Raw genomic sequence first — 16,899 nt, 5'->3', positions numbered from 1 at the left:
CACCACGCCACGCCATCACAGGTACGGCGTGCCGATGTCCCACCACTGCGACCAGTAGTCGCCTGGGGTTGAACCGGGCACCACCGGCTGCCGGTCCTTGACGCCGAAGCAGTCGTTCTCTTCGACGTTCACGTGGTTCATCCAGCGCCTGGTGTTCGGTCCCGCCCAGCCGTCCTTCGTCAGTCCCGCTCCCAGGTCGTCGTTGAGCCGCTGCTGGACGCGCTTGACGGCCTCGCGCGTGTACCACCCGTACTCGCCGTCGATCCCGTTCGGCCCGAGGTACTCCCCGTAGCACCGGACGAGGTCCCACTGCACCGAGCGGATCGCGTCCCGCTCCTGCTCGCTGCCGTTCTCGTTGTAGTAGCCCATGTTGCACGCCACCGACGGCTTCTCCGAGCCGGCCTGATAGGTCGGATAACGCGTCAGGTGGCTGGAGGTGTCGTACACGCCGGAGACGTTGTTGCAGTACGGCATCGCGGCGGCGGCGGGGCTGCCGGTGGCGACGACGCCACCCAGCGAAGCCGCCAGCGCCGTCACGACAGCCAGCGTGCGCTTGAGTCTGCTCACAGTGCTTTTCCTTCCCCGAATTTCGCGCACGCCGGGGGCACCGCCCGTGTGGACGGGATGCGCCGGCGTCGCGTGGCAGCGAGATCCGTCGATCGCCGCGCCTGCCGTCATCGTGCACGTGCGGCGCGGTGAAGTCACCGACATTCGGTGTGGACCGAAATGTGCACGCGAAGCACTGAGAGCGCGTGCTCAAGGCGATCGATGTAGAAGTCTTTCGTTAGCGCGGTGATGTTGGTTGAATAGTTTCACTCTCGTTCCTCGACACCCCCTGACGGAGAATTAGTGAGACTTCCCCTCGCCCTGCGCTCCGCTGTCGCCGGGCTCGCCACCGCCACCCTCGTCGTGCTCGGCCCCGCCGCGCCCGCGTCGGCGGCGACGACCATCGTGGACAACGCCACCGCGGGCGGCTTCACCGCCAGCGCCAACTGGGGCACCTCGACCTGGTCCGCGCAGCGCTACGGCGCCGACTACCGCTTCGCCACCCCGAACACCACGGCCAGCGACGCGGCCTGGTTCACCGCCACGATCGCCGCGGCCGGCCCGCACACGGTCGAGGTCTGGTACCCGGCCGACGCCGGCTACAACAACGCCACCCCATTCGTCGTCGCGACCAGCGGCGGCAACCAGACGATCGTGGTCGACCAGCGGTCCAACGGCGGACGCTGGGTCAGCCTCGGCACGTTCAACCTGGCCGCGGGCACGCACAGCGTGGTCGGGGTGAGCCGGTGGACCAACGGCACCGGCTACGTCGTCGCCGACGCGATCCGGCTGACGTCCACCACGGGCAGCCCGTCGTTCTCCCTGCCGCTGGCCAAGAGCGCCCTGCCGCGCAGCGAGTACGACGACCCGCACCACGACTACCCGGCCATCGACCTGCCCGTCGGCACCGGCACCCCGGCGTACGCGGTCCGCGGCGGCACGGTCGTGATCATCGACGACAGCTCGTGCGGCCGCGGCGTCAACCTGACCGGCGCGGACGGCAACGTGTACACGTACTGCCACTTCTCGTCGTGGTCGGTGGCCAACGGGGCGACCGTCGTGGCGGGCCAGCAGGTCGGCCTGACCGGCAACACCGGCAACTCGACCGGCCCGCACCTGCACTTCGGCATCCGCACCGGCAGCACCCGCCGGTGCCCGCAGAACTTCCTGCTGGCGCTCTACGACGGCGTCACGCCGCCCGCCGCGACCAGCCTGCCGACCACCGGCTGCTTCTACACCAGCCTGACCTCGGCCACGGTCCAGCCGCTCGGCTGACCACCCGGCCGGCGGAGCGCTCGTGCGAGGGCGCTCCGCCGGCACCGGCTTCAGAAGAAGCGGAAGTACAGGTACGGCACACAGATCGCCACCGTGATCACGGTGACGATCAGGCCGTACTTCGTGAACTGCCAGAACGAGATCGGCTTGCCCGCGCGTTCGGCGATGCCGAGCACCACGACGTTGGCCGACGCGCCGATCGCGGTGGCGTTGCCGCCCAGGTCCGCGCCCAGCGCCAGAGCCCACCACAGCACGTTGCCCTGCGGCGTGCCGTCGGCCTTGACCAGGTCGGCGACGATCGGGCTCATCGTGGCGACGTACGGGATGTTGTCCACGATCGCCGACAGCGCCGCCGACGCCCACAGCAGCAGCATCGTCGCCCCCCACAGCCGGCCCTCGACCGCGTCGACGGCGGCCGCCGACACCGTGTCGATGACCCCGGTGTTGACCAGCGCGCCGACCATGACGAACAGCCCGGCGAAGAAGATCAGGGTGTGCCACTCGACGTCGCGGGCGATCTCGTCCGGGTCCAGGCGCGACGCGGCCAGCAGCAGCAGGCCGCCCACGATCGCGACCACCGCCGGCTCCAGATGCAGGACCGTGTGCAGCATGAACGCCGCCAGCACCGCGGCCAGGAAGACCAGGCTCACCGCGAGCAGGCGCGGGTTGCGGATCGCGTCGCGTTCGCGCATCGCCATCACCGCGGCGACCTTGGCGCTGTCGGAGCGGAACGCGTCGCGAAACAGCCACCGGCACAGCCCTAGGAACACGATCAGCAGGATGACCACGACCGGGGCCAGCACGTTCAGGAAGTCGTTGAACGTCAGACCGGACCGGCTGGCGATGATGATGTTGGGCGGGTCGCCGATCAGCGTGGCGGTGCCGCCGATGTTGGACGCCATCACCTCGGCGATCAGGAACGGCGCCGCGGGCAGCCCGAGCCGGTCGCAGACGAACAGCGTCACCGGGGCCACCAGCAGCACCGTCGTCACGTTGTCCAGCCCCGCCGACGCCACCGCGGTCAGGACCACGAGCAGGACCATCACCGGGTACGGCCGCCCGCGGGCGCGTTTGACCGCCCAGATCGCCACGAACTCGAACAGCCCGGTGCGCCGCAGTACCGCCACGATCAGCATCATGCCGATCAGCAGCATGATCACGTTCCAGTCGATGCCCGACTCCGGGGAGAAGAACGCGTGCTCGGCGTCGGTCGCGCCGATCAGCAGCATCACCACCGCGCCGCCCAGCGCCGCCGAGACCCGGTGCACCCACTCGGTCGCGATGAACACGTAGGCGACCGCGAACACCGCCACGGCCAGCCAGGCCTGCGTGCTCATGCCGGCACCACCCGGTCCAGCAGCCCGTGCAGCGTCACCGCGCCCAGCAGCCTGCCGCCGTCCACCACCGCGACCAGCGGGCTGCGGGTGCGCGCCATCAGCGCGGCGAGCTCCAGCGCGGTCGCCTCCGGCCCGACCACGGGCAGCTCGTGCGGCTGCGGCGGCAGCAGCTCGCGTACCGTACGCCCGCCCAGCTCGCGGACGAACACATCCGCTGCGGCCTCGTCGACCAGGTGGGTCAGGTTCGGGTCGTCCTGGAAGTACGACGGCACCGCCAGGCGCAGCACCTGCGTGGCGGGCAGCACGGCGAACGGCGCGCCCGCGTCGTCGACCACGATCAGGCCGGGCAGGTCGGCGTCGGCCAGGATGCGGGTGGTGTCCAGCGCGGGCGTGGACAGGGTGACGGTGGGGTAGGGCACCACGAGATCGGATGCGCGCAAGGCCGGTGCTCCTGTTCTGGCGGACGGCTGATACCGATGCCGACCAGACTTCCCGGCGCTCCTGGGGTCAGCCTAGCCGATCACCGGCGGCCCGGTCCGCGGCACCGCGCCCGACGCCGGTGACACGGGTGCGGCCCCGTTCTATAGTGGACCCTCGTCCATTCACGACGGTCTGTGGAGGCCCGGCCATGGTGATCATCGCACCGCCCACGACGGCCGTGGACGCGCTGCCGCCCCGGCCCCGCCGCACCGCCGGCCTGCTGGCCCGCCTCGGCTGGGAGGCGATCCTGTTCCTGCTGGTCGCCGTCGCCGCGATCGTGGTGGTCGTGCAGAGTGATGGGGACGCCTTCGGCCGCGGCCTGTGGCTCAACCTCGCCTCGATCGGCCTGCTCGCCAGCGCGTTCGCGTTCTCGCTGCGCACCGGCAACCCGAACCTCGCCGTCGGGGCGCTGGCCGCGCTCGCCGGAGTCGTCTACGCCAAGCTCGTCGAAGCCGACTGGCCGGGCGTGCTCGCCGCGGCGACCGCCGTCGCCGCCATCCTGCTGTTCTGCCTCGTCCTCGGCGTGATCACCGGGCTCACCTCGGCTCCCGCCTGGGCGGTCTCCCTCGGCGGGCTGGCGGTGGCCCAGAGCGTCGCCCTGGGCCTGTCCGAAGCGCAGGGCGTCCCGCTGCGGGATGGCCCGACCAGCGAGTGGACCATCTGGGCCTGGGCGGCGCTGTTCGTGATCGGATCCCTCGCCGGCGGCGCGGCGTTCCAGAGCGCGGGCCTGCGGCGGGCACTGCTCGCACCGCGGGCCGACGGCGAGGTCCCGCGTTTCCAGGGCAAGCGCCTGGCGAGCGGGGTGCTCGGATTCGTCGGCTCGGGACTGCTCGCCGCGCTGAGCGGCATCGCCCTGGTCGGCTACCTCGGCGGGGCGTTCGCCGTCACCGGTGACCGTCAGCTCGTCGCCGTCGCCGCGGTGCTGCTCGGCGGCGTCAGCGTCTTCACCTACCGCGGCGGCGTGGCCGGCACGCTGCTGGCCACCGCGCTGCTGGTGCTCGGCGACACCGCGCTGCGGCTGGCCGACGCCCCCAGCTGGCTGACCTACGGCCTGACCGCCGGGCTCGCACTGCTGGTCGGGGTCGTGGTCGGCTGGGGCATCGACAAGATTGCCGGACCTTCGCAGCCGGTGAGCTGACCCGGGCGGTTCAGAACACCGACCAGCGCAGGACACCAGGCGGGTGAACGCGACGACGCTGACCCGCGGTGCGTACGACGCGAGCGCGGGCCCCGGCCCGTCCGGCCCGGCGCAGCGTACGCAGCGTCGGGTGGTCGGCCAGCGCGGTTGTCAGCAAGGTGGCGCTGTACGGCGGTGAGCAGGTCCAGCAGCGCCCGCGCCGCCTCCGCGACCGCCTGATCCAAGGTGGCGGGGTCGAAGTCCCCGAGGTCACCGTCGGCGGCGGCCGCCCGAGCAGCAGCACCAGCCGGGGGAGGCCGCCGGCGGCACGGTGCACCCGCCCGGCCGTTCGGGTGGGCAGTCCACGGCTTGTTCATCCCCGACCCGGGCACCGCGGACAGCCCGCTGACCTCCACCGCTTCGGGCAGCGCCGCGACGTCGCCGGCGGTGACCGTGGCCGTGTCGCACTTCTGCGGCCAGGAGCTACGCCTGGAACTGGTCGCGCCGAACGGCGCGGTGTACCCGCTCAAGGCGGCGACCACCGGCGTGTGCACCAGCTACCAGTGCGGTTCGTACACGGCGGCCGGGGTGTCCTCGCCCGCCGCGGGCACCTGGCGGCTGCGCGCCACCGACACCCGGTCGTGGAACTTCGGCTCCGTCAACGGCTGGTCGATCGCGCTGTGACGGCAGCCCGGCGTCCCTGCCCCCCGTGGGGACGCCGGTTGTCGCAGGCCCGCAGTGGCGGGACCACCCGGGCCGCGCGGAGCTGACGCTCGCGCACCCGGGCCCCGCCACCGGCCCGCGTCAGGTCAGGAGCACTCGAGGCACACGTCCTTGCCGGCCGCCGCCCGCTGATTGCGGTGGCGGACCAGGAAGCACTTCGTGCAGCGGAACTCGTCCGCCTGCTGGGCCACGACCGGCACGGTCAGCTCTTCGTCGAGCTGCTCGCCGCCGGGCAGGTCGTAGGACTCGCTCTCCTCGACGTCCACCGCCGAGGCGTTGGGCGCATCACGCCGAGCGCGCAGCTCCTCGAGGCTGTCTTCCTCGACGGCGGGCGTGCGGGGCGTGTCGTAGTCGGTGATTGCCATGGTCTTTCTCTCCCCCCTCGTGACGCACCGTTGGAACACCGTCACTGTGGTGCCTATTCCATACCCGCCGATGTTGTTCCGCGTCACATCTCGGCAGCGGCGGGGTGTTGCAGGTTCAACGCCGGGGCCGCCGTTTCGGTTCGCGATTGCGAGGGTCTTCTTTCCGGCCCTCGCGAACCGCTCGGACGGCTCCGAGAACGGCGTGGTGGCAACGGTGCACGGCGTCCCGCGGCCCCCCGGACAGGGGTGCGGCAGGCGGAGGAGACGAGCTGGATCCCCGCTCCCGCCGGCGCCCGCGGCCACCACCGCGTGCGGGCGAGAGTGTAGCCGTGATCTAGGTCTTCGATCGTGGAATCGTCGAAGATCGGCGCGTCGTCACACGGTGGGTGATCTGGGCCACGATGACCGGTTGGGGGACATGCGGCGAGGTTAGCCGCCGGTCACGCGGTCATCTGGTGAGTGGCGTATTCATTCCCGTACGGGGCGCTGTCGGTGGCCGCCCGCCGCCACCGTGGCCCGGTGGCGGCGGGCGGCGCGGGTCACGACGTCGGCTCACCCGAGGGCGCCGTCAGGGTGACGCCGGTCGCGACCGGCACGCCGAGGTTAGGGGTGCCGTCGGCGTTCCAGGTGATCTTCTGGACCCGGGTGGAGCGGTTCATGTCGCAGCCGCCGCTGGTCGAGCTGTTCGCGTGGTACACGATCCAGTCTTCGGTGCCGTCGGGCGACTTGAAGAAGCCGTTGTGGCCCGGCCCGTACACGCCGTTGGCGTTGGAGCGCTGGAAGACCGGGTTCGGCGACTTGGTCCACGACGACGACAGCAGCGGGTCGCCGGTGCCGTTGTAGGTCAGCATGCCCAGCTTGTAGTCCGGGGTGGAGCAGTGGCTGGCCGAGTAGATGATGAACGTCTTGCCGTTGCGCTGCAGGACCTCGCCGCCCTCGGCGACCGCCCCGCCGACCGTTTCCCAGCTCAGCGTGGGGGTGGTCAGGATGCGGCGGGTGCCGCTGGCCGTCCACGGGTTGCTCATCGGCCGGATGAACAGCGGCTGCGAGCCGTTGTAGAACGTGCCCAGCAGGTACAGCTGGCCGTTGAGCTGCAGGATGCCCGGGTCGAGCTCCCAGGTGTTGTTCTGGGTCGGGTCGAGCAGGTCGGCCTTGAAGCTGTACGGGCCCATCGGGTCCGTCCCCGCGCTCTCCAGCACGTGGATGCGCTGGGTGCCCAGGTTGTACGGCTCCTGACCGGCCGTGTAGTAGAAGTACCAGCGCAGCCCGTTCGGGCCGTTGAGCAGGTGGAACTCCGGCGCCCACATGGTGCCCGCGCCGTTGGGGTTGGTCAGGTTGAACAGCACCTGGTCGGTGGCGGTGGCCAGGCCCCGCATGGTGGTCGCCCGGCGCATCGTGATGGTGCGGTTCCAGGTGGTCGTGGCCAGGTAGTAGTAGCCGTTGTAGTACTGCAGCCACGGGTCCGGGCCCTGTGCCTTGATCGGGTTGGTGAAGGTGTTCGTGCCACCGCCCGAGGTGACCGTCCAGCTGAACGTCGTGCTGCCGCTGACGCCGCCGCTGGTCGCGGTCGCGGTGACGGTGTACGACGCCACGGTCGTCGGGGTGCCGCTGATGACACCGGTCGAGGAGTTGATGCTCAGCCCGGCCGGCAGGCCGCTGGCCGTCCAGGTGTAGCCGCCCGAGCCGCCGGACGCCTGCAGCGCCAGCGACGTGGACGTGTTCACGGTCGTCGAGCGGCTGCCCGGGTTGGTGACCGTGACGCCGGTGCTGTCGGTCACGTACGACGGCAGGCGCCACACCCGGCTCGTCGCGGTGCTGCACGGCAGCTGCACGAGGCCGGTGTTGGCCGCCGACGAGCCGCCGCTGGGCACGACGCACTTGCCCGAGCCGACCGAGATCACGTTGAACGTCTTGTCGGTGCCGCTGACCGTCACCGGCGACAGCCGCCAGCGCTGGTTGGCGTTGCTGTGGCACGGCCACTGGATGATCGTGGCGTTGTCGCCCGTCGACGCGCCGTTGACGTCGACGCACTTGCCCGACGTCGACGTGGCGATGGTGTAGGTGTCCGTGGTGCCCGACACCGGCGTGAAGGTGAACCGCTGGTACGTGGCCGAGTTGCAGACCTGCTGGGTGAGCTGCACCAGGTTGGCGGTGTCGCCGCCCGGCAGGGCCGCGCAGTTGCCGCCGTTGGAATTGACGGCGGTCGAGCTGAACGTGACGATCGCGGCGGCGGGCTGCGGGACGAACAGCGTCGCGGCCACGATGGCGGGCACGGTGAGCAGGGACAGTAGTCGGGAGCGTGTCATGTTCGCGTCCTCCGGGTAGGGGCGGGCTCGGCGGGACGCCGCCATGGGCCGCCGCGGCGCACGCCGTCTCCCCGGCCGGCGGGACGCGCCGTGGGGGAGCCGTGCCTACCCGGTCACCGCGGGGGCTGGTCGGTGCCTCACCTGTTCAGGGGGTGTCGGTGGTGGCGTGTGCCCGCCACCGCGGGATGCCGGCCTGGGGGAGTGGTCTCCTCTCGACGGGGGTGCATCGACAGGTGCCACGATGAACTACGAAAACCTTTTCGGCAACGGCACGCCACCCGGGGCGAAAACCTTTCGGGATCAGGTGGTACGGATGCGCAGCGACTCGTACGTCGGCACCAGCACCCGCCGCGCGGGAGCCCTCGACACCACCTGCCACGGCCGCCCGTCGGCGGTCAGCGTCTCCAGCAGCCGGGTCAGCTGGACCCGGGCCACCGCCGCTCCCAGGCACAGGTGGCGGCCCGCGCCGAACCACAGCTGCCGCGTCTCGGGCACATACTCGCGCGTGATGTCGAACGGCCCGGCCTTGTTGTCGGCCACGTAGGTCAGCATCATCACCCGGCCGTCGCGGCGCAGCCGCCGCCCGGCGATCTCGGTGTCGCGGGCGATGTGCCGCCCGATCACCGGCGCGGGCGTGGTCACCCGCAGCCCCTCGCGCACCGCGTTGGCGGTCAGCGCCGGATCGGCCAACAGCCGGTGCTGCTGCCCGGTGTCGTGCAGCAGCGCCGCGGTGCGGGTCAGCGAGGACGCGCCGGTCTCGGTGCCCGCGATCACCAGCAGCGTCGTCAGCCCCTTCGCCAGGTCGAGCCCCAGGCGCAGGCCACGGCAGCGGCCGAGCAGGGTGTCGGGTCCGCCGGTGCGGTAGGCGTGCTCGACGCCGCCGGTGATCGCGTCGACCAGCCCGCCCGCGCGCGCGATCACCTCGGGCGCGAGCGCCGTGGAGGCCTGAGTGCCCAGGGCCAGCGCGGCGAGCCGCTCGGCGGTGCCGAACAGCGCGAGCGCCGCGTCGTCATCGGACACCGCGATGCCCAGCAGGTCCGCGACCGTGTACGCCGACGTCGTGCGGACCACCGCGGCCAGGTCCACCTCCTCGCCCGCCGCCAGCCGGGCGCGCAGCCGCGCGTGGTGCGGTCCCTGCACCCGGTCGACCAGCCGGCGGGCGTTGTCCTCGGTGAACAGGTCCCGGGCCAGCGAGCGCAGCTCCGCGTGGCGTGCCCCGGCGAAGAACGACGAGAACTCGGTCCCGAACAGCTGTCCCCAGAGGTCGCCGACGCCGCCCTCGCCGACCATGCTGAAAGCGGGATCGTTGAGGATGCGCCGGGCCAGCACCGGGTCGGTGACCACCCAGCCGAGCCGGGGCAGCCGCACCAGCGGGCCGAGCGCGCGGCCGACCGTCAGCAGCGCCCACAGCGCCGGGTTGCCCGCCCGCAGCAGCCGCGCCTCGTGCCTGCGGGCGTGTGCGTCTTCCGTCACCGGACCGTGAAGCATTTTCGCCCTCCGACTACCGTGCACAGATGGTAGGCCATGCCGGACCGCTCGTAACCGAGCACACCGGCCGTGCAGGAGGTGGGATGAGAGCCAGGATCGTCGGGGTGGAGGCGCACCTGCCGCCCGCGCTGGTCAGCAGCGCGCAGGTGGAGCGCCGCATCGCCGAGCACAGTCCCGGGTTCGTCCCGCACGCCTCCATCGTGGAGCGGCTGACCGGCATCCGGCACCGGCACTACGCCGCCGACGACGTGCAGGCCTCCGACCTGGCCGTCGCCGCCGCCGACAAGCTGCTGGCCGGGCGCGGCCTGGCCGCCTCCGACGTGGACCTGATCGTCTTCGGGTCGGCGTCGCAGGACTTGATCGAACCCGCCACCGCGCACATCGTGGCCGCCAAGCTCGGCGCGAACTGCCCGGTCTTCGACGTGAAGAACGCCTGCAACAGCTTCCTCAACGCGATCCAGCTCGCCGAGGCGCTGATCGTCGCCGGCCAGCACCGGCGCGTGCTGGTCTGCTCCGGCGAGGTGCCGTCGCGGGCGATCCGCTGGCAGGTGCGCGACCGCGCCCAGTTCATCGACGCGTTCGCCGGGTACACCCTGTCCGACGGCGGGGCGGCGATGCTGCTGGAGGCGGCCGCTTCGGGCGGGATCTTCCACCGCCGCTTCGCCGCCGACTCCACCGCCTGGGACGTGGGCACGCTGCCCGCGGGCGGCACCATGCGCCCGCGCGACCCCGACGCGACGTACTTCAGCGGCGACGGGCGGCGGCTGCGCGACGTGTTCGTCCGCAACGGAGCCAGGCTGTTCCTGGAGGCGCTCGGTGACACCGGCCTGACCTGGGACGACTTCGCCGTCGTGGCCGTGCACCAGGTCGCGCTGCCCTACCTGGAGCAGCTGCGGGCGGCCCTGGGCATCCCGGCCGACCGGCTCGTGGTCACCCTGCCCGAGCACGGCAACCTCGCCAGCGTCACGCTGCCGCTGCAACTGGCGACCGCGACCCAGGACGGGCGCTGCGGCCCCGGCGACCGGGTCGCGCTGATCGGCCTGGCCGGCGGGGTCAGCCTCGGCGTCCTGTTCGCGGAGCTGTGATGGGCCACCACCTCTGGGTCGTCATCCCCGCGTACGACGAGCAGCGCTCCATCGCGGCGACGCTGCGCCGGCTGACCGAGCAGACCGACGGCGCGTTCACGGTCGTCGTGGTCGACAACGGCAGCACCGACGCGACCGCGGAGATCGCCGCCGGGTTCGCCGACCGCCTCGACCTGCACGTGATCACCGAGCCGGTGAAGGGCACCGGCGCGGCCGCCGACACCGGCATGCGGTACGCCATCGCCCACGGGGCGACGCTGCTGGCCCGCACCGACGCCGACTGCCTGCCCGCGATCGGCTGGACCGCCGCGGTGCGCCGCGGGTTCGACGCCGGGCTGCGGATGCTCAGCGGCCCGCTGCGCCCCCGCGCCGACGAGTTCCCGCTGCGCTGGTGGGAACGGCGGCTGCTACCCGCGGTGGTGTCGATCGCGGCGACGTTCGGCCGGTTCCGGCCCGGCAACCGCGACACGGCCTACGTCGGCCCGTACGTGATGATGCCCGGCTGCAACCTCGCCATCACCGCCGAGCTGTACGAGGCGGCGGGCGGCTTCCCCCGTACCCGCATCGAGGAGGTCCACGAGGACCGGGCACTGGTCAACCGGGTGCGCCGCCTCACCGGCGACTACGGTCTGCGCCGCGACGTGCTGGTGCACGGGTCGGTCCGGCGGCTGCGCGCGTACGGCCTCATCGGCACCCTGGCCTGGTACGCCGACCACCGCTACACCCCGGACCGGGTGGACATCCGGTGAAGCCGGGCACCTGGGAGCGCCGGCTCTACCGGCGCGCGCACCCGTTCGCGTACCCGCTGCTGCGGCTGCTGGCCCGGCGCGGGCCGGTGGTGCGGGTGCCCGGCCTCGGCGTCGTCGTCAACGACGCGGCCCTGGCCCGGCAGGTGCTGCTGGACGGCGACACGTTCCGCAAGGACGGCCCCGGCTCGTCCGGCGACCTGTGGACCCCGATCCTCGGCCCGTCGGTGCTGCTCAACATGGAGGGTCCCGCGCACCGGTCACTGCGCGGCAGACTCGCCGAACTGTTCACCCCCGGCTACGCCGACCGGTTGTGCGCGCAGGTGCTGTCCGGGCCGCTGGCGGCGCTGTCCGGGCGGCTCGGCCGCGGCGAACCCGTGGACCTGGTCGACACCATGCGGGTCATGGCGGGCGCGGTCATCTGCGCCGTCGTCGGGCTGGAGTCGCGGTCGGAGGACGACCACCGGCAGATGTTCCACCGCGGCGAGCAGATCGTGTCGATGGTGACCCTGCGCACCCGCACCCTGTCCCCGGCGCAGGCCCGCCGCGCCCGGCAGGTCCTGGAACCGGTCGGCGAGGTCGCGGCGCGCGCCTATCTGGCCGGCGACGAGGCCACCGTGATGGGCCGGATGCGGGCGCTGGGCATCTCCGAGGCCGAAGCCCGCGGCGCGGCGGGCGCGTTCTTCCTGACCGGCACCGAGACCGTCGCCACACTGGTTCCGCGCCTGATCGCGCTGCTGCACGACGCCGGTCAGCTCGACCGGGTCGCCGCCGATCCGGCGCTGCTCGACCCCGCGATCGACGAGGCGATGCGGGTGAGCACCCCGACCCCGATGATGCTGCGCAGCGTGCACGCCGAGACGGCGATCGGCGACGTGGCCGTCCGGCCGGGTGACCGGGTGCTGCTCGCGACGCACAACTGCTGCCAGGCGTACGGGCCGTTCGACCTGGACCGCCCGCACCCGCCGGAACTGCGGCGGCTGTGGTTCGGCGCGGGCCCGCACTTCTGCATCGGCTACCCGCTGGCCATGGCCGAGATCCGGGCGGTCGCCGCGACCGTGCTGGCCGCCGCGCCCCTGCGCATCGTGCGCCGCCGCGCGGCTCGGGGCGTGCTGATCCCCACCTACCGGGAACTGGTGGTGAGCCGGTGAGGCCGTTGTCGCAAAGCGCGGGCCCCTGCACTTTCCGGGAAACTGCAGGAATCGGGCCTGGCATTGCTGCAGTTTCCCGGAAACTGCAGAGCAGGTCCGGGGCCACGGCGGTGCGCGGATGAGCCTGGTGGAGGAGGTGTTGGGGCAGGCGGGGCGGACCCCGTCGGCAGTGGCGCTGGTCGCCGGGGACGGTGGGGAGCTGACCTACGGCGAGCTGCGCCGGCGGGTGCTGTCTGTGCGCCGCGGTCTGCGTGACAACGGTCTGCGGCCGGGCGACGGCGTGCTGTTCTCCGTGCGTCCGTCGCCGGAGTCGCTGGTGCTCGCCATCGCCGTCGTCGCGGCCGAAGGCTGCGTGATCTTCGCCGACCCCGGCGCGGGACCGGAGATGTTCACCGCCCGTATGCGACTCGCCCGCCCGCGCTGGTCGGCCGCCGAATCGCTGCTGTACGCCGCCAGCCGGCTCGGCCCGGTGCGCGCCTACGCCCGCCGCCGCGGCCTGCTGCTACCGAACCTGTCCGCGCTGGACGTGGCCCGCCACGTCTACACCGGACGCTGGCTGCCCGGCGTGCCGCCCGGTGCGCTGCCGCTGAACAAGCTGCTCACGGCGCTGCCGGCCGAGCCGGAGTCGCTTACCGACCCGGACGCCCCAGCCGCGGTCATCTTCACCTCGGGCACCACCGCCCACCCTCGGGCCGTGGTGCACACCGGGGCGTCGCTGTCGGCGGCGCTCGGGCTGCTGCGCGAGCGGGTGCCGCTCGGCCCCGGCGACGTCGTGCACACCGACCAGCTGATGCTCGGCCTGCCCACGCTCGCTTCCGGGGCGCGCTGGTCGCTGCCGCCGCTGACCGGCTCGGCGGCCCTGTTCCGCGAGCACCTGCGGCAGCGGCAGGCCACCCACACCTACTGCGTGCCGGTGCGGCTGGCCGAGGTCCTCGACACCGACCCGGGCCCGCTGCCGCCGGGCCTGCGGCACATCCTGCTCGGCTCCGCACCCGCGCCCGCCGGGGTGCTGCGCCGGGCGGTCGCGGCCGCCCCGCACGCCGAGGTGCTGTCGGTGTACGCGATGACCGAGATGCTGCCCGTCGCCGTCGCCACGGCCGCCGACAAGATCGCCCACGTCGAGCACGGACACCCCGGCGATCTGCTCGGCACACCCCTGCCCGGCGTCCGGACCGCGCTGGCCGACGACGGCGAATTGCTGCTGGCCGGGCCGAACCGCAGCCCCGGCTACCTCGGCGAGGCGCCGTCCCCCTGGCTGCCGACCGGCGACCTGGCCCGCCTCGACACCGCCGGCCGCCTGGTGCTGGTCGGCCGCAAGAAGGACATGCTCATCCGCGGCTCGTTCAACCTCTATCCGGGACTCTACGAACCGGCGGTATCGGCGCTGCCCGGCGTCGCCGAGGCCGCGTACGTCGGTGTGCCCGACCCCGAACACGGCGACGAGCGGGTGGTGCTCGCCATCGTCGCCGACCGCCCGGACCAGGCGGCCGCGTTGCCCGCCCGGCTGCGCCGCGAGCTGCCCGGGATCGTCGACCACGAGGCGCTGCCCGACGACATCGTCGTGCTGCCGCGCCTGCCCCGCACCGGCCGCGGATACAAGATCGACCGGGCGGCGCTGCGGGACCTGGTGACCACGCCGGACCCGGCGACACGGTGAGGATCGCGGTGACCGGCGCGTCCGGCTTCGTCGGCGGCGCGGTCTGCCGCGCGCTGTCCGCCGCCGGCCATGACGTCATCGGCTTCGGCCGCCGCCTCGCACCCTCGCCCGGCCACCTCGGCGCGGCCGCGTACCGGCAGTGGGACCTGACCGGCGGGCCGCTGGCCGACCCGCCCGACGCCGACGCGGTGGTGCACTGCGCGGGCACCGTCTCCGACTGGGGACCGCGCCGGGAGTTCTTCGCCGTCAACGTCGACGGGACCAGCAACGCCCTCGCCACCTGGCCCGGCGCGCGGTTCGTGCACGTCAGCACCGCCAGCGTGTACGACCCTCGGCGGCCGACGGTCATGGCGACCGAGGACCAGGCCCCGGCGGGCCGATACCTCAACGCCTACGGCGAGTCCAAGGCGCAGGCCGAGCGGGTCGTGCTCGCCGCTGTGACGAACCGCCCCGCGATCGTGCTGCGGCCGCACGCCGTCTACGGACCCGGCGACACCACTCTGCTACCCCGGGTCCTGGCCGCGGTGCGCGGCCGACGGCTGCCCGCGGTCGGCGACGGGCGGCAGCCGATCAGCCTCACCTCGATCGGCAACCTCGTACAGGCATGCTCGCTCGCCGTCTGCGGGGCAGTGGACCGGGGCGTCTTCAACGTCACCGACGCCGCACCCGTCGTCCTCGACGACGCGTTGCGCGCCATCCTCGCCGCCCGCGCCATCACCGCCCGACCGGTGTACCTGCCGCTCGCGGCCGTGTGGCCACTGGCCACCGTCGTGGAAGGGCTCTACCGCCTGGCCCGTTCCCCACGCCCACCACGCCTGACCCGGTACGCGATCAGCCATCTCGCCGTCGAGCGGACCCTGGACATCACCGCCGCCCGCGAGGCGCTCGGCTACCGCCCCGAGCCGACGTCGTTCACCGGAGCGCCCGGCTGGTAGTTGCGCCGTCCCACTACGGTGCCGTCATGGACCGGGGGCTTCTTGTGCTGATCGCCATCGCGGTGCCGGTGTGCGTCGCCGTGGCTGCCGTGTTCGTGGTGTCGCGTCGACGCCGGCCGCGTACGCCGATGGAGGCCGCGCGCCGGGCGGTGCGTGCGGCGTCCCGCGAGAGCACCCGGCTCGGGCGTTCGGGCCTGCGTGGGAAGGGCTCCGGCAACAACTTCGGTGACTCGAGTGTGCATGGCGGGGACGGCTTGAGCGGCCACTGACCTGCCATGTTCTTCGGCGCCGGGTCAGGCCACCCAGCCGCCGAACGGCAGGTGGCCGCCGCGCCACGCGGTGGTCGTGCCGATCCACGTCTCCAGGGTCATCAGGTCCGGGTGCAGGTCGAACAGTGCGTCGGGCTTGGGCACGGCCGGTCGGGAGTCGATCCAGGCGAACATCCTGGCCACCTCCGGGTCGAAGGCGCGCAGGTTCTCGGCAGGCAGCCGGGCGAATCGGCCGGGCAGGCCCGCGGCCCGACCGAACGCGGCCGCCATCTCCGGCCCGGTGCGCACGTCCCCGGCGATCTCCAAGATCGCGCCAAGCTGGCGGTACGGGTCTTCGAACGCGATCGCCGCGAACTCCCCGACGTCGCGAGCCGCGATCAATGGCAGGGGAGTCTGCGGATGCAGTGCCAGCGGCAGGATCACCTCGCCCGCCGCGATCGCCGGGCGCGTCAGCGTCGTGAAGGTCTCCATGAAGGTCACCGGCCGCAGCACCGTCGAGGGCACCCCCACTTCGCGGATGCGGGCCTCGATCGCCGCCTTGCTGTCGTAGAACGAGACGTCGGTGCCGCTGTCGGCCCCGAACACCGAGCTGTACACCAGGTGCCCGATCCCGGCCCGGTCCGCCTGCTCGACCTCCGACCGGCCCCGCCGGCGCTCTGAGGCCACGCCATCGGCGGTGACGAGAGGCCCGTTCAGCATGGGCAGCGCGAGGAAGACGCCGTACGCCCCGGTCATCGCCGCGCCCACGGACAGCGGGTCGTCGAGCTCGCCCACGACGAGCCTGGCCCCGGCCGCCGCCAGCCCGCGAGCCGCGGGAGTTCCCGGATCTCGGACGAAGGCCCGCACGTTCCAGCCGCGTGCCAGCAGAGCCCTGGCCGCCGCGCCGCCCTGCTGCCCGGTCGCCCCGATCACCAGTACGGTCCTGTCGTCTGTGATCATGTCGCCCCCCGCCGTCGGGTCCGGGTGCGCGATCCGGGCACCCCTAGACTTTGACGCCTTGCCCCCCGCGAAGGTGGGGCCGCATACCCGGGAACTTTCCGAGACCGCCTCGTAGGACCGCCAGGCATAACGCGGCCATGCCGGGGTATCGGGGCCGGCATGAGTGAGACTGTGCAGACCCGCGGCGACGGCCACGACGAGATCCTCGCGCTCGACACCAACGGCGACGGGCAGCCCGACCTGTGGGCGATCGACACCGACGGCGACGGCAAGGCCGACCTGTTCCAGTCGGACACCAACGGCGACGGGCAGGTCGACATCACCATGGTCGACCTGACCCAGGACGGCGAGATGGACATCATCGTCGAAGGCGACGGCGGTCACCCCGCGGAGTGAGCAGCCGGGACAAGTGTGCCTGCGCCGGTTTACATCTTTTTTTTTTTTTGGGGCACAAAAAAAATTTAATAACAGGGCGCCGGG

At 72.7% G+C, this 16,899-nt stretch carries 18 protein-coding genes; 10 read left to right on the top strand and 8 right to left on the bottom strand.

Annotated elements, in window-relative coordinates:
• Positions 1–15: 15 nt before the first annotated feature.
• Entirely contained in the window at positions 16–567 is a 552-nt protein-coding gene (locus tag AB0B35_RS12080; protein ID WP_361043972.1) for a peptidoglycan-binding protein, read from the bottom strand.
• 282 nt (positions 568–849) lie between these two features.
• On the opposite strand from AB0B35_RS12080, the gene AB0B35_RS12075 reads away from it, so the two are divergent.
• On the top strand, positions 850–1,821 hold the full coding sequence (locus AB0B35_RS12075) for a peptidoglycan DD-metalloendopeptidase family protein (protein ID WP_360540270.1): 972 nt from the start codon (positions 850–852) through the stop codon (positions 1,819–1,821).
• Positions 1,822–1,871: 50 nt separating this feature from the next.
• Here AB0B35_RS12075 and AB0B35_RS12070 read toward each other — a convergent pair whose 3' ends face one another.
• On the bottom strand, positions 1,872–3,158 hold the full coding sequence (locus AB0B35_RS12070; RefSeq protein ID WP_361043969.1) for an ArsB/NhaD family transporter: 1,287 nt from the start codon (positions 3,156–3,158) through the stop codon (positions 1,872–1,874).
• Positions 3,155–3,598, bottom strand: a complete 444-nt coding sequence (locus AB0B35_RS12065) for a CBS domain-containing protein (RefSeq protein WP_361043967.1) — start codon at positions 3,596–3,598, stop codon at positions 3,155–3,157. The genes AB0B35_RS12070 and AB0B35_RS12065 overlap by 4 nt, the downstream gene beginning before the upstream one ends.
• A gap of 188 nt (positions 3,599–3,786) precedes the next feature.
• Here AB0B35_RS12065 and AB0B35_RS12060 point away from each other — a divergent pair, with 188 nt between their 5' ends.
• Positions 3,787–4,776, top strand: coding sequence for a hypothetical protein (locus tag AB0B35_RS12060; RefSeq protein WP_361043964.1), 990 nt, complete (start codon positions 3,787–3,789; stop codon positions 4,774–4,776).
• A 10-nt stretch (positions 4,777–4,786) separates the two neighbouring features.
• Here AB0B35_RS12060 and AB0B35_RS12055 read toward each other — a convergent pair whose 3' ends face one another.
• Positions 4,787–4,933 (bottom strand): hypothetical protein, encoded by a 147-nt coding sequence (locus AB0B35_RS12055; protein WP_361043962.1) that lies wholly within the window; start codon positions 4,931–4,933, stop codon positions 4,787–4,789.
• 191 nt (positions 4,934–5,124) lie between these two features.
• Between AB0B35_RS12055 and AB0B35_RS12050 the strand changes: the two genes are divergently transcribed.
• Positions 5,125–5,439, top strand: coding sequence for a proprotein convertase P-domain-containing protein (locus AB0B35_RS12050; RefSeq protein WP_361043959.1), 315 nt, complete (start codon positions 5,125–5,127; stop codon positions 5,437–5,439).
• A gap of 125 nt (positions 5,440–5,564) precedes the next feature.
• On the opposite strand, the gene AB0B35_RS12045 is transcribed toward AB0B35_RS12050, so the two are convergent.
• The 3 genes from AB0B35_RS12045 to AB0B35_RS12035 form a co-directional block, all read right to left on the bottom strand.
• Complete coding sequence (locus AB0B35_RS12045; RefSeq protein ID WP_203693749.1) at positions 5,565–5,843, bottom strand: DUF4193 family protein; 279 nt, start codon at positions 5,841–5,843, stop codon at positions 5,565–5,567.
• A gap of 539 nt (positions 5,844–6,382) precedes the next feature.
• Positions 6,383–8,149: a family 43 glycosylhydrolase gene (locus tag AB0B35_RS12040; protein ID WP_361043956.1), complete on the bottom strand. Its 1,767-nt coding sequence runs from the start codon at positions 8,147–8,149 to the stop codon at positions 6,383–6,385.
• Positions 8,150–8,449: 300 nt separating this feature from the next.
• The gene (locus AB0B35_RS12035) at positions 8,450–9,622 is read right to left on the bottom strand and encodes a cytochrome P450 (RefSeq protein ID WP_361043953.1); all 1,173 of its coding nucleotides are present in this window, start codon (positions 9,620–9,622) and stop codon (positions 8,450–8,452) included.
• Positions 9,623–9,720: 98 nt separating this feature from the next.
• On the opposite strand from AB0B35_RS12035, the gene AB0B35_RS12030 reads away from it, so the two are divergent.
• The 6 genes from AB0B35_RS12030 (at position 9,721) to AB0B35_RS12005 (ending at position 15,480) form a co-directional block, all read left to right on the top strand.
• Entirely contained in the window at positions 9,721–10,722 is a 1,002-nt protein-coding gene (locus AB0B35_RS12030; RefSeq protein WP_361043950.1) for a ketoacyl-ACP synthase III, read from the top strand.
• Positions 10,722–11,471, top strand: a complete 750-nt coding sequence (locus AB0B35_RS12025) for a glycosyltransferase family 2 protein (RefSeq protein ID WP_361043947.1) — start codon at positions 10,722–10,724, stop codon at positions 11,469–11,471. Before AB0B35_RS12030 ends, AB0B35_RS12025 begins: the two co-directional genes overlap by 1 nt.
• Positions 11,468–12,619, top strand: coding sequence for a cytochrome P450 (locus AB0B35_RS12020; protein WP_361043945.1), 1,152 nt, complete (start codon positions 11,468–11,470; stop codon positions 12,617–12,619). Before AB0B35_RS12025 ends, AB0B35_RS12020 begins: the two co-directional genes overlap by 4 nt.
• 118 nt (positions 12,620–12,737) lie before the next feature.
• A complete protein-coding gene (locus tag AB0B35_RS12015) occupies positions 12,738–14,276 on the top strand; it encodes a class I adenylate-forming enzyme family protein (RefSeq protein WP_361043943.1) in 1,539 nt (512 codons plus the stop codon).
• Between the two features lie 8 nt (positions 14,277–14,284).
• Positions 14,285–15,211, top strand: a complete 927-nt coding sequence (locus tag AB0B35_RS12010) for an NAD(P)-dependent oxidoreductase (protein ID WP_361043940.1) — start codon at positions 14,285–14,287, stop codon at positions 15,209–15,211.
• Positions 15,212–15,237: 26 nt separating this feature from the next.
• Positions 15,238–15,480, top strand: coding sequence for a hypothetical protein (locus AB0B35_RS12005; protein ID WP_361043938.1), 243 nt, complete (start codon positions 15,238–15,240; stop codon positions 15,478–15,480).
• A 24-nt stretch (positions 15,481–15,504) separates the two neighbouring features.
• Here AB0B35_RS12005 and AB0B35_RS12000 read toward each other — a convergent pair whose 3' ends face one another.
• The gene (locus tag AB0B35_RS12000; RefSeq protein WP_361043935.1) at positions 15,505–16,419 is read right to left on the bottom strand and encodes an NmrA family NAD(P)-binding protein; all 915 of its coding nucleotides are present in this window, start codon (positions 16,417–16,419) and stop codon (positions 15,505–15,507) included.
• A 159-nt stretch (positions 16,420–16,578) separates the two neighbouring features.
• Here AB0B35_RS12000 and AB0B35_RS11995 point away from each other — a divergent pair, with 159 nt between their 5' ends.
• Positions 16,579–16,815, top strand: a complete 237-nt coding sequence (locus AB0B35_RS11995) for a hypothetical protein (protein ID WP_361043933.1) — start codon at positions 16,579–16,581, stop codon at positions 16,813–16,815.
• Positions 16,816–16,899 lie beyond the last annotated feature (84 nt).

The organism is Catellatospora sp. NPDC049133 (genome assembly GCF_040648455.1).
GTDB classification, from domain to species: Bacteria; Actinomycetota; Actinomycetes; order Mycobacteriales; family Micromonosporaceae; genus Catellatospora; species Catellatospora aurea.
Note: the sequence above shows the minus strand (reverse complement) of the source record. Positions and strands in the feature narration are given on the sequence as shown.